General features: G+C 63.1%; 12 protein-coding genes. 4 read left to right on the top strand and 8 right to left on the bottom strand.

Annotated elements, in window-relative coordinates; all coding sequences use genetic code 11:
* Nucleotides 1–16 precede the first annotated feature (16 nt).
* Nucleotides 17–2161, top strand: a complete 2145-nt coding sequence (locus tag P3T40_RS29395) for a phosphocholine-specific phospholipase C (protein WP_429271218.1) — start codon at nt 17–19, stop codon at nt 2159–2161.
* A 163-nt stretch (nt 2162–2324) separates the two neighbouring features.
* On the opposite strand, the gene P3T40_RS29390 is transcribed toward P3T40_RS29395, so the two are convergent.
* From P3T40_RS29390 to P3T40_RS29355, 8 genes are all read right to left on the bottom strand, one after another.
* Entirely contained in the window at nt 2325–3626 is a 1302-nt protein-coding gene (locus P3T40_RS29390) for an MSMEG_0569 family flavin-dependent oxidoreductase (protein ID WP_429271217.1), read from the bottom strand.
* A 105-nt stretch (nt 3627–3731) separates the two neighbouring features.
* Entirely contained in the window at nt 3732–4016 is a 285-nt protein-coding gene (locus tag P3T40_RS29385) for an MSMEG_0570 family nitrogen starvation response protein (RefSeq protein ID WP_429271216.1), read from the bottom strand.
* 23 nt (nt 4017–4039) lie between these two features.
* On the bottom strand, nt 4040–5218 hold the full coding sequence (locus P3T40_RS29380; RefSeq protein WP_429271215.1) for an MSMEG_0565 family glycosyltransferase: 1179 nt from the start codon (nt 5216–5218) through the stop codon (nt 4040–4042).
* The gene (locus P3T40_RS29375; RefSeq protein ID WP_429271214.1) at nt 5215–6201 is read right to left on the bottom strand and encodes a sll0787 family AIR synthase-like protein; all 987 of its coding nucleotides are present in this window, start codon (nt 6199–6201) and stop codon (nt 5215–5217) included. The genes P3T40_RS29380 and P3T40_RS29375 overlap by 4 nt, the downstream gene beginning before the upstream one ends.
* The gene (locus tag P3T40_RS29370) at nt 6198–6782 is read right to left on the bottom strand and encodes an MSMEG_0567/Sll0786 family nitrogen starvation N-acetyltransferase (RefSeq protein ID WP_429271213.1); all 585 of its coding nucleotides are present in this window, start codon (nt 6780–6782) and stop codon (nt 6198–6200) included. Before P3T40_RS29370 ends, P3T40_RS29375 begins: the two co-directional genes overlap by 4 nt.
* 2 nt (nt 6783–6784) lie before the next feature.
* A complete protein-coding gene (locus P3T40_RS29365; protein WP_429271268.1) occupies nt 6785–7855 on the bottom strand; it encodes an MSMEG_0568 family radical SAM protein in 1071 nt (356 codons plus the stop codon).
* 10 nt (nt 7856–7865) lie between these two features.
* A complete protein-coding gene (locus P3T40_RS29360) occupies nt 7866–8915 on the bottom strand; it encodes a Nit6803 family nitrilase (RefSeq protein ID WP_429271212.1) in 1050 nt (349 codons plus the stop codon).
* Nucleotides 8916–8933: 18 nt separating this feature from the next.
* Entirely contained in the window at nt 8934–9416 is a 483-nt protein-coding gene (locus tag P3T40_RS29355; RefSeq protein WP_429271211.1) for an MSMEG_0572/Sll0783 family nitrogen starvation response protein, read from the bottom strand.
* 391 nt (nt 9417–9807) lie between these two features.
* On the opposite strand from P3T40_RS29355, the gene P3T40_RS29350 reads away from it, so the two are divergent.
* From P3T40_RS29350 to P3T40_RS29340, 3 genes are all read left to right on the top strand, one after another.
* The gene (locus P3T40_RS29350; protein WP_429271210.1) at nt 9808–11199 is read left to right on the top strand and encodes a PLP-dependent aminotransferase family protein; all 1392 of its coding nucleotides are present in this window, start codon (nt 9808–9810) and stop codon (nt 11197–11199) included.
* Nucleotides 11200–11448: 249 nt separating this feature from the next.
* A complete protein-coding gene (locus tag P3T40_RS29345) occupies nt 11449–13029 on the top strand; it encodes a methyl-accepting chemotaxis protein (RefSeq protein WP_429271209.1) in 1581 nt (526 codons plus the stop codon).
* A gap of 110 nt (nt 13030–13139) precedes the next feature.
* Nucleotides 13140–14843, top strand: coding sequence for a hypothetical protein (locus tag P3T40_RS29340; protein WP_429271208.1), 1704 nt, complete (start codon nt 13140–13142; stop codon nt 14841–14843).
* Nucleotides 14844–14883: the final 40 nt, after the last annotated feature.

Here is a 14883-nt window from a genome sequence, read left to right as displayed (position 1 = left end):
AAGATCGAAGCCCAACATGACATCAAAAAATCGCCGTGAGTTTCTGCGCGCAGCCGCTTCGGCTGCCGGTTCCGCAACCGCGTTAGGCATGCTGCCGCTCGGCATCCGCAACGCGCTTGCGCTCCCCGCCAACAACGCAACAGGCAGCATCCAGGACGTTGAGCACATCATCATCCTGATGCAGGAAAACCGCTCGTTCGATCACTATTTCGGCACGCTGCGCGGCGTGCGCGGTTTCGGTGACACGCGTGCGGTCTCGCTGCCTACCGGCAATCCGGTGTGGTATCAGCCGCTCGCCGAGGGCGCCGCCGCGGACGCCGCCTATGTGCTGCCGTTCCGTCCGAGCGCGCCGAATCTGGGCCTGCAGTTCCTGCAGGATCTGGCGCACGACTGGAACACCACGCACACTGCATGGAACGGCGGTCTCTACGACCAGTGGGTGCCGGCCAAGGGCACTACGACGATGGCGTACATGACGCGTGAAGACATTCCGTTCCACTACGCACTCGCCGACGCGTTCACGATCTGCGACGCATACCACTGCTCGATCATGGCCCCGACGGATCCGAACCGCTACTACATGTGGACCGGCTGGGTGGGTAACGATGGCAGCGGCGGCGGCCCGGTGATCGACAACGCCGAACTCGGCTACGGCTGGTCGACCTATCCAGAAGTCCTGCAAAACGCGGGTATTTCGTGGAAGATCTATCAGGACATGGGCACCGGCCTCAATGCCGCCGGTTCGTGGGGCTGGACCGCAAACCCTTACATCGGCAACTACGGCGACAACTCGCTGCTCTACTTCGACCAGTACCGCAACGCGCAACCGGGCAATCCGCTGTACGACAAGGCACGCATCGGCACCAACGTGTCGACCGGCGGCACTTACTTCGATATCCTGAAGCAGGACATAGCGAACAACACGCTGCCACAGGTCTCGTGGATCGTCGCGCCGGAAGCCTATTCCGAGCACCCGAACTGGCCCGCCAACTACGGCGCGTGGTACGTCGACCAGGTACTGCAGATTCTGACGTCGAACCCGGAGGTGTGGAGCAAGACAGTGTTGCTCATCAACTACGACGAGAACGACGGCTTCTTCGATCACATGGCGCCGCCGTTTGCGCCCACCACGAGCGCCAACGGTCTTTCCACCGTCGCGCTCACCAACGAAATCTATACGGGTAACGGTCAATACCCGGCCGGCTCGAACTCTAACGGCCCCTACGGTCTCGGACCGCGCGTGCCGATGCTCGTGGTGTCGCCATGGTCGAAGGGCGGCTATGTGTGCTCACAACTGTTCGACCATACGTCGGTGATTCGCTTCATCGAAAAGCGCTTCGGCCAGAGTCACAATCTCGCCGAATCGAATATCACGCCGTGGCGCCAGGCGATTTGCGGCGACCTGACTTCTGCGTTCAACTTCGTCAATCCGAACGACGCGGAGCCGACGCTGCCGAGCACCGCCGGCTACGTGCCGCCGGATCAGTTGCGTCATCCGGACTACGTGCCGCTGCCGCCGCTGGTCCAGGCCGTGCCGAAGCAGGAAGCGGGCGTGCGTCCCGCGCGTGCCCTGCCCTACGAATTTTTCGTGCGCCTGCAGGACGAGGCTTCTTCGCAAGGTCAGTTGTCGATGCGCTTCGTCAACAGCGGCCAGGCCGGTGCAGCGTTTCTGGTGTATGCGACCAATAGCAGCGCAACGCCGCGCAGCTACACGGTCGAAGCCGGTAAGCGTCTCGACGATAAGCTGCCGGTCAACGCCAACGGCACCTACGACTACACCGTGTTCGGCGCGAACGGCTATCTGCGCCGTTTCGCCGGCAAGCCGGCCGTCGCTTCGAACTGGTGGAACCATACGGAAGTGGCCCGTCCGGAAGTGGCGGAAGGCTACGACGTCGCCAACGGCAACCTGCAGTTGCGTCTCGAGAACCTCGGCACGGCACGCTGCGAGTTCACCATCACCAATGCATACGATCCGAGCATGACCCTCACGCGCACGGTGGTGGGTGGCAATAATGAGGAGATCTATCTGGATCTGCGCGCTGCCTACGGCTGGTACGACCTGACGGTGACCGTGAATACGGACGCGACTTTCGTGCGGCGTCTGGCCGGTCACGTGGAAACGGGCCGCAGCAGCATGAGCGATCCGGCGTTGGGTAGCTAAGCGTCTGGCGTCTGTATAGACCGCCTCCCGTCTCGCGCTCCTTGCGCGAGGCGCGGACTGGGTGGCGCAAAAAGCGGTAAGACTGAAACGGCCATTGCCTTCAATCACGGGCAATGGCCGTTTTGCTAGCCGCGTAGTTTGCTTAACCAGGCGCTTTGGCTTTTCAAGCCGCCATCGACGCGCAAGCTGCAGCCCGTTCGCGCTGCTTCGCAAGAATTGCCTGCACGACATGTTCCGAGTCGCGCGCAATTCCCGAGAAACGGCCGGAGCCCCACGTGTGCAGCCACGGCAAGCCGACGAAATACAAACCCTCGATCGGCGTGATACCGCGCGTATGGGCGGGATAGCCTCGCCCATTGAACACGGGCGCATCGATCCAGCTAAAGTCCGGCGTAAAGCCAATACACCAGATAATCGCCGCAATGCCGCTGCCTTCGAGTGCGAGCGTCGCGCGTTCATGCGGTGGCTGCCACACGGGTTCATAGACGCCGCCGGGTGGCGCGTCGATCACGTGCTTTGCGATGAAGCCATCGATGCTCGCGTTGATCCGGTTATAGGTATCGTCCGCATCGTCGAGATTGGCCGCGAGATTCGGCGTAAAGTGCAACAGCCCGTCGCGCAGGTCTTCGAGCCGTCCGTATAACTGCATGCCCTCGGCGGCAAACCTGCGCAGGTCGATGTCGCGGCCGCCGTCACGACCGGTCACATAGTGATTGGTGTTATCACGCACGCCTTCGCGCAACGGATGCTTTTCGACCGGCATATCGTAGTACTGCATGTCCGCGAGCCAATCCACCACATCACGCCCGCGATAAAACCGCGCGCAACGCGGCGCCTCGCCCACCGCAAGTACCACTTTGCGGCCGGCCAGATGTAGGTCTTCCGCAATCTGTGCACCGGACTGTCCGGAACCCACCACCAGCACGGCGCCCTCGGGCAACGCCTGCGGATTGCGATACTCCGACGACTGCAACTGCACGATCTGCGCGGGCAGGCGTTCAGCCATGCGCGGCACGATAGGCGTGTGGTAACCGCCCGAGGCCACTACCATGTGATCGGCGGTGAAATCCCCTTGGGTGGTCGCCACTGCATAAACGCCGTCGTCGCGCCGCTTCACGCGGCTGACCTGCGTATGCTCGAGAACGGGCGCATTCACCATCGCGATGAAGCCATCGAGGTAGGCGATGATTTCATCCTTCTTCATGAAGCCGTGCGGATCGTCGCCCGTATAAGGGTAGCCCGGCAGCGCGCACTGCCAGTTTGGCGTGACAAGGCAGAAGGCATCCCAGCGCTGCTTGCGCCAGGTATGCGTGACGGTCTGCTTCTCAAGCACAAGATGATCGACACCCGCCTGTCTCAGGTAGTAACTGATCGACAAACCTGCCTGCCCGCCGCCGACGACGAGCACACTGTAGTGCCCATGCTCGCCTGTGCCGCTGTTCACGGAGTGCCCTGTGTTCGACATGATGCGTCCTTGCAAGTAGAAGATCGGGCCGCCGTCGCGGCGTTATCGCGCGGCCGGCGGGGCGAAACGGTTTGGCGTGGCCTAAACCCGTGGTGTGTACCCGGCTCAGCTCAGTTCGATCACTTTCACGGTGGCGCCCGCCTGCTCTCGAAAGCGCTCCGCGTCGCGCTCGATCTGCGCGAGTTGATCCATCGCAGCCGAGCACGCGAAGCCGTACTTCTGCCGCACGCGTTCCGAAGCGATGTTGAGCGCCTCGCGCGAGCGTTGGACAAAGTCGTCGAGCGGATACGCCTCGCCCGGAGTAAAGAAATCGCTGACCACTTGCGACGGCGAATAGCAATTCGCTTCGTCGCCATCGGGCCATTGAATCCGGAAGTGCATGACAGGCATGGAGATTCCTTTCTGCTGATAACTTAAACAACCGCAAGCGGCGGCTGCGCGAGCCAAGCGCGATAAGCGTCGACATGGCAGCGGGCGCTTGCGGTCCAGCAATACCGTGCGAGCAACGCGGGCACGGCCTGCGCGAAATCGGTGCCGCTGTCGCCGCGAATCACGCGCAGCAGTGCGCCGGCAATCGAATCTGCGTCAGTTGGATCGGCCCAGCAGCAGGTGGCGTCATCGAGGTATTCGGTGAACGGCGCAATCGCCGAAGCGACGACCGGCGTGCCGCAGGCGAGCGCTTCGAGAACCACGAGGCCGAAGCCCTCGCGCACCGACACCATCGCCAGCACATCTGCGCTTCGGAGCAATGCGGGCAACGCCGCGTCTTCAAGCGGCCCGGTAATCACGATGTTTTCGTGCGGTCCGATAGATAAACCGTGTTGCGCCGCGCGTTGGATGAACCGTCGCGTGTAGGCATCGTGATCGAGCAAGCTTGCGCCGCCTGCAATCACAAGCTGCGCCTCGGGAAAGACGCTAAGCACGGCGGGAAATGCGTCGAGCAGTGCAAGCGTATTCTTGCGCTCTTCAACGCCGCCGACGGCAAGGACGAGCGGCCCCGCACCTATCCCTAAGCTCTGCCGGATTCTTTCATCACCGGGTTGCGGCTTTGGAGCGAAGCGCGTCGTCTCGACACCGTTCGGTACCGTAACAGCCCCAACGCCGTAGCGCTGCCGCATCTCGCGGGTCCACGTGTCGCTCACACATAGCACCTGATCTGCAGCGCGATACGCGCGCTCCTGCCAGGCCGCGAGACGCGGGTTATCGAAGTGATCGAGGTGGTGCACAGTGCGCACGAAGCCGCGAATCGCGCCCTCCTCCTTGAGTTCTGCAAGCGCATTGCCGCTGATACTGTCTTCCGCATGCAGGATGTCGAAGGCTGCCGTGCCATGCGCGCGCAAACTGCTCTTCAAGGCGCGGATGCGCGCATCGACCAGCGCCACGGTGCCGGCCTGCGATCCGATGACCGGGGCGTACGTCACGCGGCACGGCGGCAGGCGAAACAGGACCTCACCGTTGGTTGCGGGCGCAAACACCGTGACTTCATGTCCCTGCGCGGTGAGTGCGCTCGCCAGTTCGAGGGTGTGCACAACCCCGCCACGCGGATTGACCGAATGCGTCAGCAACGCAATCCGCAATGCGCCTGTATTCATCGCAACACCTGCTCCGCCGGGACGATAAACGACTCGCCGCTGAAGTCCCATAACACTGCGGCGTCGTCACCGCGGTGCACGACCACCTCAAGGGAAGCGTCCACCGTCCCGATCGCCGCGCAGGCCAGTGAACGCGCCGCGAATTGCGCCTGCACGCGCTCGACGTGTTCCTCACGCACTGCCAGCAGATAGCCGTAGCTCGGAAACGCCGTGACCCAGCGCGCCAGCGGCACGTCAGCGGGCTTGGGAATGGCGTCGAGATCGATCCGCGCGCCAACCCGCGAGCACTCGAGCAACATCAATGCGGTGCCGAGCGTGCCCGCCATGCTGATGTCCTTGGCGGCGTCGCACAGGCCGCTTTCCGTCAACTGCGGCAAGAGTTCGAGATCACCGCGAAGGCGCGCGGCCGGCGCCCCGACCGAAGCATTCCAGAACGGATAGGGCTCTTCGAAGCGGCCGCGCAAATCCACCGCCATCAACAGCCGGTCACCGCGTCGCGCGTTGAAGCTCGACAACAGCGCCTTGGCGCGCCCGACGATCGACACGGCCAACTGCGCCTGATCGCTGCGTGCATTGGTGTGTCCGCCGACAATCGGCACACCGTACGCTACCGACGCCGCAGCCATTCCCGCGAGCACCTCGTGCGCCGCTTCGATGCCGTCGCTCCATAACGCATCCACGACAGCGAGCGGCCGACCGCCCATCGCATAGATATCGCTGACGTTGACCATCACGCTGCTATAGCCCGCGAACCACGGCATCGCCTGCACGAAATCGCTCACCATACCTTCGATGGCGAACAGCAGATAGCCATCGCCGTCTCGCAAGGCTGCGCAGTCGTCGCCTAACGCCACCGCCTGGTCGAGATCGCTCGCACCGCCCGGCAAGCGGCGCGCGAGTGACGACACCACGCCGGCAATATCGGTCTTGTGCCGAAAGCCACGGCTCTCGCGCAAGCCCGCGACCAGATCCGCCACGCTCATGACCCGCTCCGCGCCTGCGTGACGAAGCCGCTGCGCGGCGCCGTGCACGGCGGATAGTGATCGAGCTGCGCCTGCATCAGATGATGCGAACGGCCATGCACCATCTCCTGCTCGAGGGCATCCCAATGCAAGGCGCGAAACAGCGGCACATTCTGGCTCTGCACATGCGCAAGAAACGTCTCGCAGCCGAGCGCGTGGGCGCTCGTCACCGCAAGGCGGATCAGCGTCGCGCCAATCTTGCCGTGGCGGCGAAACGCCGCGTGCACGGCCAGCCGCGAGCCATACCACACGTCCGGCGCTTCCTGATGGATGCGCACCGTGCCCACTACCTGCTCGGGTATCCCGGCAAGACAGCTCACTGCCACCAGTTGCTGGGCCCGTTCGTCGATCTCGTCGCGGTCGTCCCCGACAAAAATGCCCTGCTCAATGCAAAACACCGCGCGTCGCAATTTGTAGGCTTCCTCAGCTTCCCATGGCAGCGTGGTCCATTTGATACGGTACTCGGTGGGCGTGTACAACGCCGGCATTGCCGGCGTGACATCAAGTGATTCCCGTATCCCTGCGATCGCTTCACCAAACATGATCACACCTCGTACGAAGACAACGACGAACACGCGCCGCACTTGCCGCAGCCGGCCTTGATGTCGCTCGAACGCAGACTCGCCGCGGCGAGCATCGCACCGAGCGGCTGCAGAACCGACTTCATGAATTCGGGCGTCGGGGCTGGATGGTCCTCGAGCGGCGTGCCGCTGATCGGCACGAATGGCACTACGAACGGATACACGCCGAGCTCGATCAGCTCGCGCGAGATGCTCAGGATCGCTTCAGCGCTATCGCCGAGTCCCGCCAGGATATAGGTGCTGACCTGGCCGCGTCCAAATACGGCCACCGCCGCCTTGAATGCCTCCATATAGCGCGCGAGCGGCACGCTCGACTTGCCGGGCATGATCCTCTCGCGCAAGGCCGGCGTGACCACTTCGAGGTGCATGCCGAGCGTGTCGATGCCGCTCGCTTTCATGCGCGCGAACCAGCGGTCGTCATCGGGCGGTTCACATTGCGCCTGAATGGGCAGGTCGACCGCGGCCCGGATCGCGAACGTGCTTTCGCACAGAATCTGCGCGCCGCGGTCGCTGGTGGGCGGCGTGCCGGTCGTCAGCACCATATGCTTGACGCCGTCCAGCAGCACCGCGGCGCGCGCCACCTCGGCAAGCTGTTCGGGCGTCTTGCGCGCAATCGTGCGGCCCGCCGCCAACGACTGGCCAATCGCGCAGAATTTGCAGGTCTTGCGGCGGCTCTCGTAGCGGATGCAGGTCTGCAGCACCGTCGTCGCCAGCACATCCGCGCTATGCAACGTCGCAATATGCGAGTACGGCACGCCGTCGAGCGTCTGCATGCCATAAAAACGCGGTGCCTTCGGAAAGCTGATATTGGCAATTGGGATCGTGCCGCGCAGCAGCGCACTGACGCCGCCCGCATCCGCTGGTGCGGCGACGAACGGCGAATGCCATGCGGTGTTGGTATGCACCGGCACCATGATGGTCACGCCGTCCACCGTCACCGCCTTATGGTCCGACGGCCCCGCACCGCCGCGCCGGCTGGCGACGCCCGCGCCCGGATCGGCGAGCCGCAAACCGACCGACTGCAACTCAGTCATCAATTGCCGACTAGCGGCCGGCAGGGTCTCGTTGGAGTTCATCGCGGCATCCCAAGGTTGAGTTGAAATCGGTGACGGCGTCGGCGGCAGAGTCAGTGGCGAATGCGTTGGAAGAAGCGCCCCACGACGGCATCGGCGACACCGTCGTCGCCGGCCGTTCGTTGATCGCGAGGCTCAACAGTTCCGGCCGCGCATAGTGGCCCACCGAATCCATCATGCGTTTGCGCTTGGTGATCAGCGCCATGTCCAGATCCGCGATCACCATGCCTTCGCCTTCACGCAACGGTGCCGCCAGATGCTGGCCTTCCGGCGAGACGATCGCTGTGTTGCAGCCGCCGCGCAGCGCCTTCTGCAGATTCGTGTCGCTAGTGATCGAGGCAACCTGCGCTTCGGTCAGCCACCCGGTTGCATTGACCACGAAGCAACCCGACTCCAGCGCGTGATGACGGATCGTGACTTCGATCTGCTCGGCGAAGATCGGCCCCACCAGCGAGCCCGGAAACTGGCTGCAGTGAATCTCCTCGTGCTGCGTCATCAGCGCATAGCGCGCGAGCGGATTGTAGTGCTCCCAGCAGGCGAGCGCACCGACCCGCGCGACGGACGTCTGCACCACTTTCAACCCCGCCGCATCGCCTTGTCCCCAGATCATCCGTTCGTGAAACGTCGGCGTGATCTTGCGGCGCTTGAGCAGCAACTGGCCGTCTACATCGAAAATCAGTTGCGTGTTGTACAGGCTGCCGTAATCGCGCTCGTTGACGCCGAGCACGACCACCATGCGATTGAGGCGCGCGCGTTCGCCGACGGCCTGCGTCACGGGCCCCGGCACCACCACCGCCTCTTCATAAAGCCGCATGTGATCGGCACCGGAGGCCACCGGCGGCCGCACGAACGAAAAATACGGGTAATACGGCACGAAGGTCTCGGGAAACACAATCAGTTGCACGCCTTCGCGTCCCGCCTGATCGATGGCCTCGCAGACCTTGTTGAGGGTGCCGTCGCTGCGCTCGAAGTCCGGTGAAATCTGGACCGCCGCAGCGCGAACAATACGTTTTTCAGACATGGTGATGGCCGCCTGTGCTCAGACCGTCCAGGTGTGGATGATCAGTGCGTTGTCCTTGCGATGCAGAAGCTGGATGTCCAGTACGTCCAGTGGACTGATCGGCCGAATCCCTTCGATCAACGAAGCTTCTCCATGTCCGTACAGCGCCTGCAGCGCGAAGCGGCACGCGTACACCTTGCCGCCTTCCTCCATGAACTTCATCAACTGCCTGTTGAAGTTCAGATGGCCTGGAAATGCTTCGTCGCCGAGGGTCGGAAAGCCGCGCTGCAAGCCGAGCGTGACGCCGGGACCGTACAGGAGTACTGAGGTCTCGAAGCCTTTTCGCTGCAGACGGGTGGCCTGCAGCATATTGACGAAACCGATCGAGCCTTCGAACGCCACCGTATGAAACGTGACGAGCGCCTTTTCGCCCGGCTCGGCCTTCACGTCCTCGAAGACCTTCTCTTCGTAGTCGACGAAGTAATCGCCCTTCTGATGCAGCGGTGTGTTGACGGCAGGCATGGCACTCTCCAAGGTGGTTTGCGTGAACAGGAATGTCGCGTGGTAGCAGGCAGCGCCGCTTTGATGTTTGCGCCGAACTCACTAACGCAACGCCCGTGCCATTGAAGGTCGCCGCCCATGCGATCACTTTCCAATCAAACAGACGATCATTCGTCAAGCGCCCCGAAATTTTTTTGGCCCGAAGGTTGCATACAGCCAACGCCGTCAATGAAAGCGGCCTTGCGGGCCTTGATCGCACCAGCCGGGTGCGATCTTGCTGGTGCAAATGCGCGGGGCCGGTGCAGTCATTCACCAGATACGATCAATACGATCATTGCACGCGATCACTTTTCACGACTCACGCGACGCCCCTGCGAGGACCTTTTAACCGTCATCCATTTGCCCAAAAACGATGAGCAGCCCGACACATCACTGGATCAAACGCCTCGCCGAAATCCGCAAGCCCGCTTACCTCGCGATTCCCGATCTGATCGAAGAGGACCTCGCCACCGGACGCCTGCGGCCGCGTGACCGGCTGCCGGGTCTGCGCGATCTGGCCGACGAGTTGGCGCTCAACTACACCACCGTGGCGCGGGCCTACGCGGAAGCGAAGAAGCGCGGCCTGCTCGATTCGCGCGCCGGCAGCGGGACTTTCGTGCGCGGCCGCACGGCCACGCTGCCGCTGTCGGGCGGCAGCAGCATCGAAATGACGATGAATACACCGCCTGAACCGGCCGACTACGCGATCCGTCTGCGCGAGTCCGCGGCGCGTTTGATGGCGGATAGCGACCCCTATCAGTTGTTGCGCTATCAGGACTTCGGCGGCACACCGGCCGACAAGGCAGCCGGCACTGAATGGCTCAAGCGCCGTCTGCCGAACTGTTCGCCGGACAATGTGCTGGTCTGCCCCGGCATTCACAGCGCGCTCGTCGCGCTGGTCTCGCAACTGGCGCGGCCGGGTGCGATGATCTGCCTCGACACACTCGCCTATCCGGGCATCAAGGCGATTGCCGCGCAACTGGGCGTGCGTTTGCAGGCGCTCGCGCGCGACGATGAAGGACCGCTGGCGCATTCGTTCGAAGCGCTCTGCAAGACCGACAAGCCCAGCGCGTTCTATTGCAATCCCACCTTGCAGAACCCCAGCACACTGACGCTTACGCACAAGCGGCGCGAAACGCTCGCGGATGTCGCGCTACGCTACAGCGTGCCGATCATCGAAGACGACGCCTACGCGATGCTGCCGCTGCAGGCGCCGGATGCGCTGGCGAGCTTTGCGCCAGAGTTGACCTACTACGTCACGGGTTTGTCGAAGAGTCTCGGCGCCGGTTTGCGGGTCGCCTATCTGCAGGCGCCGACTCCGCGCCAGACGCAGCGTCTCGCGGGTGCCCTGCGCGCGACGACGGTAATGGCGAGTCCATTTACGGTGTCGCTCGCTACCCAGTGGGTGATCGACGGCACAGCGCAAGAGATGCTCAACGCCATTCGCAGCGAATCGAAAGCGCGTCAGGCGATTGCCTCGCGCGTGCTGGGCGAATGGTCTTACGACGCGCATCCTGATGGCTTTCATCTGTGGCTGCCGATAGCAGGCGTTGGCGGATGGAGTTCATCTGAACTCGCGCTACAGTTGCGCAACCAGGGTATCGCCGCGGTCGCCAGCGCAGCGTTCTCCACCGACGGCAATCCGCCCAACGCATTGCGCGTATGTCTCGGCGGTTCGAAGAATCGTGAAGAATGCGAGGAGGCGTTGCGCATCATCGCCGAGACGCTGGAGCATCCACACCATCTGCATTCCGCAATCATGTGAGACGCTTCGCGCGAAAGACGCACGATATCTCCAGACGAATACAACGCAGCACGTTCTCTTAGGCACGTGTTGAATACCCGCCTACGCCCTGCAAAAACTCTCCGCACTCATAGAGTGCCTTACCACAGGCACTCAAACGACTTCCGGTAACGCGCGGAAAGCTCAGCGTGAGCCCGTCCGCTCAAGTCTGCCCTCGCGCCGCCGTATACCCGGACGAGGCGTGTCGCCTTACCGAATCCTGGAGCAGTTGTGTCGTTTTATCGAAATATGAAAATTGCCGCCAAGCTGGCCCTGCTTGGAGCCGTGCTGTTAGCGGCGACGATGGTCGTAGGTCTGGAAGGATGGCACGCGCTGTCCAATACGCACACGCTGCAGATCGAGTCGGCCCAAACGCTCGAGCAGTACGGCCGCGCAGCCGACACGGCGCGCGTCGCCCAGGTCGAATTCAAGAAGCAGGTCCAGGAGTGGAAGGACCTGCTATTGCGCAGCAGCGATGCCGCAGCGCTCGCCACTCACCAGCAGGCCTTCGTGGCGCAGAGCGACAAGACGACTGCAGCGCTGCAGCAGCTCAGAAACCAGTTGAGCGCGCTGGGGGTCAACCTCGACGGCGTCGACAATGCGATTGCCACGCACGCCTCGCTGCAAACGAGCTACCTCGATGCATTGAAGCATTTCGATGTCGCCGACGCGAACAGTCCGCACGTTGTCGATGCCCTCGTCAAAGGCATCGACCGTGCACCCACCACGGCGATCGATGCGATCGTCGCCTCCGTCATGCAACAGGCGCAAGCCTCAGACGAGCGCATCCAGCAGACTGCCGAGGATGCGTATCGCCTCGCCTGCACGCTACTGCTGGTGGTAGTGGTGGGTGCACTGGTGCTCGGCGCAGCCGCGATCGGCTTCCTGAGCCGCAGCATCACAGGGCCGGTCCGGCAGGCCGTCGGAGTAGCGCAAGCGGTGGCGGCCGGTGATCTGCGCGCCGACGTCGAGGTGGTGAGCACCGACGAAACCGGTCAGTTGCTGGTCGCGTTGAACGACATGAACCATCGCTTGCGCCATATCGTCAGCGAGATCCGCGAAGGTGCCACGACCATCTCCTGCGCGACCCAGCAGATCGCAGCGGGCAATCTCGATCTGTCCGCGCGCACCGAACAGCAAGCCGCCTCGCTTGAAGAAACCGCTGCTTCGATGCAGCACTTCACCGACTCCGTGCAGCTGAACGCCACCCATGCACGCAATGCGACGGCACTCGCGCAAACCGCTGCGCAGGCGGCGCGCGACGGCGGCGTTGTGATGAGCGATGCGGTACGCACCATGGAGCAGATCAACGCCGCGTCGAAGCGCATCGTCGACATCATCGCGGTGGTCGAAGCGATTGCTGCCCAGACCAACATCCTCGCGCTCAACGCGGCCGTCGAGGCCGCTCGCGCAGGCAGTCAAGGGCGCGGCTTCGCGGTGGTGGCGAGCGAAGTGCGCAGTCTCGCGCAGCGTTCGGCGGATGCGGCGCGCGAGGTCAAAGAGTTGATCCGCGAGTCAGTGGCGACCATCGACGCCGGCACGCAACTGATCCATCGCGCGAGCCATACGATGGATGGCGTAGTGGAAAGCGCCGGCAGCGTCACGCGTATTGTTGAAGCGATTGCAACCGCCACGGTCGATCAGGCAACCGGTATCGCCGAAGTGAACGACGCGGTCAATCAGATGGATCAGGTCACGCAGAGCAACGCGGCATTGGTCGAACAGGCCGCGGCGGCCGCAGACGCCGTGCAGAACAAAGCCTCGGGCCTGGTGCAGAGCGTGAGTTTCTTCAGACTGGGAGCGACTGCCTGACGGAGATGAAAGCGTCACGTCAATAATCCTTCATGAAGCGCTGCTAGGGTAGCGCGGTTGTCCTGCAAGTCCGTCACTAATAATCCCCCCATGCCGTACGGAGACTACAGATGCAAACCGCCCCCCGCGCCTGCGCGCCTTCCTGCCTCATTTCCCGTTCCACGCTCAAAGCACGCGCCCCACTGCTTGCGTTGACCCTTCTCGCCGCAAGCGTAAGCGCCTCCGCGCAGCAATTTCCTTTCGGCGGTGAAAGCCCGTTTTTTCCGGGCCTGCTGGTGGTGAGCCGCAGTGTCTACGACAACCTGTCGAGCAACGTACAGCCAGGCACGATCCTGCCGCCGAACTGCGCGAACACGACGAGCGGCTGCAGCGCAGCAACCGGCGCCCCGAGTGACGGCACCTATCCGTACGTCTGGAACAACGTGCTGTATGACGCCAATTTCGGCATCACCTCGCGGATCTTTCTGGATCAGCTGACACCCTCGGGCGGATTCGTCAGTTCGCTCGAAGTGCCCAACAGCCTGCAGCACGGCGATGCACGCGGCCAGCTCGTGACGAGCTTCAGTTCGAAGTCCGAACTGGCCTTGCATCTGTCTACCGATGGCCAGTACCTGAGCTTTGTAGGCTATGTTGCGCCGGTCAACGCGATCGACGTCTCGAACGCGAATACACCTGGCGTGGTGGATCCGACCAATCCGGACGGGCAGAACTTCTATCGCGGCATTGCACTCGTGGACCGCGCGGGGAATTTCCGCTTCACCGAAACAAACGCCTTTAGCGGCGACAATGGACGTGCTGCGATTCTGAACACGGGCAACGGTCGAGACGAGGTGCTCTACACCACCGGCAATGCCGGTAACGGCGCGAACCCTCAACCCGACGGCGTCATCGTCGGCACCGGCGCACAGATCGTAGACCCGTCGAATCAGCCAGAAGCCCAGCAGAACCCCGGCACACCGACTCCGCTCGGTAGCTTCTCTGTCACCGAACTCGGCGCCAAGGCCGACAAGATCGGCAAGGACGACAATTTCCGCGGCATCACGATCTACAACAACGTCCTGTACTACACCAAAGGCAGCGGCAGCAATGGCGTCAACACGGTGTACTTCCTCGACACCACGGGCACGGCGTGCCCGACTGGCGTGGGCGTGCCGGCAGCCAACGCGAAGCTGCCCACCACGCCGCTCGCGTATAGCGCCGCTACGCTGCAAACGAGCGGCCTGCCCAACAACATGTGTATTTTGGCGGGCTTCCCGTCGACGCTCAACAAGAACGCCACCACGCTCGCCTTCCCGTTCGGTCTGTGGTTCGCCAACGCCACGACGCTCTACGTCGCGGATGAAGGCGACGGCTACACGGGCGGCACCGATCTCTTCACGCACGCCGCCGCACAGACGGGCGCCGGACTGCAGAAGTGGATCTATAACGCCGCGACGAAGAAGTGGACGCTGGCCTACACGCTGCAAGCAGGGCTGAATCTTGGCACGGAGTACACCGTGCCGCGTTATCCGACGGGTTCGAACTCGGCCACAGGTCTGCCGTGGGCGCCCGCGACTGACGGTCTGCGCAGCCTGACGGGCCGCGTCGAAAACGACGGCACCGTGACGCTGTGGGCGATTACCTCGACCGTGAGTGGCGACGGCGACATTGGCGCGGATCCGAACAAGCTGGTGGTGACGCGCGATATGCTGAAGAACACCACCGCGGCGGGTGCCTCCAGCGAGAAGTTCGTCACGCTGCGCAGCGCCGGGTTCGGCGAAGTGCTGCGCGGCGTGTCGTTCACGCCGGGTACCGACACGAACGGGCGGTTCTGACCGGTTTGCGGGCACGGGCCTAGTTGGCCACAACCCGCGG

Source organism: Paraburkholderia sp. EB58 (assembly GCF_050436665.1).
Classification (GTDB): domain Bacteria; phylum Pseudomonadota; class Gammaproteobacteria; order Burkholderiales; family Burkholderiaceae; genus Paraburkholderia.
The sequence above is the reverse complement of the archived record's forward strand: the minus strand, read 5'-3'. Positions and strand labels throughout refer to the sequence as shown.

Excerpts from the sequence above, each read along its gene's own strand:
- P3T40_RS29375 (WP_429271214.1), bottom strand. The coding sequence starts at position 6,201 with ATGAGCGTGGCGGATCTGGTCGCGGGCTTGCGCGAGAGCCGTGGCTTT.
- P3T40_RS29385 (WP_429271216.1), bottom strand. The coding sequence starts at position 4,016 with ATGCCTGTCATGCACTTCCGGATTCAATGGCCCGATGGCGACGAAGCG.
- P3T40_RS29340 (WP_429271208.1), top strand. The coding sequence starts at position 13,140 with ATGCAAACCGCCCCCCGCGCCTGCGCGCCTTCCTGCCTCATTTCCCGT.
- P3T40_RS29370 (WP_429271213.1), bottom strand. The coding sequence starts at position 6,782 with ATGTTTGGTGAAGCGATCGCAGGGATACGGGAATCACTTGATGTCACG.
- P3T40_RS29360 (WP_429271212.1), bottom strand. The coding sequence starts at position 8,915 with ATGTCTGAAAAACGTATTGTTCGCGCTGCGGCGGTCCAGATTTCACCG.
- P3T40_RS29390 (WP_429271217.1), bottom strand. The coding sequence starts at position 3,626 with ATGTCGAACACAGGGCACTCCGTGAACAGCGGCACAGGCGAGCATGGG.
- P3T40_RS29350 (WP_429271210.1), top strand. The coding sequence starts at position 9,808 with ATGAGCAGCCCGACACATCACTGGATCAAACGCCTCGCCGAAATCCGC.
- P3T40_RS29365 (WP_429271268.1), bottom strand. The coding sequence starts at position 7,855 with ATGACTGAGTTGCAGTCGGTCGGTTTGCGGCTCGCCGATCCGGGCGCG.
- P3T40_RS29395 (WP_429271218.1), top strand. The coding sequence starts at position 17 with ATGACATCAAAAAATCGCCGTGAGTTTCTGCGCGCAGCCGCTTCGGCT.
- P3T40_RS29380 (WP_429271215.1), bottom strand. The coding sequence starts at position 5,218 with ATGAATACAGGCGCATTGCGGATTGCGTTGCTGACGCATTCGGTCAAT.
- P3T40_RS29355 (WP_429271211.1), bottom strand. The coding sequence starts at position 9,416 with ATGCCTGCCGTCAACACACCGCTGCATCAGAAGGGCGATTACTTCGTC.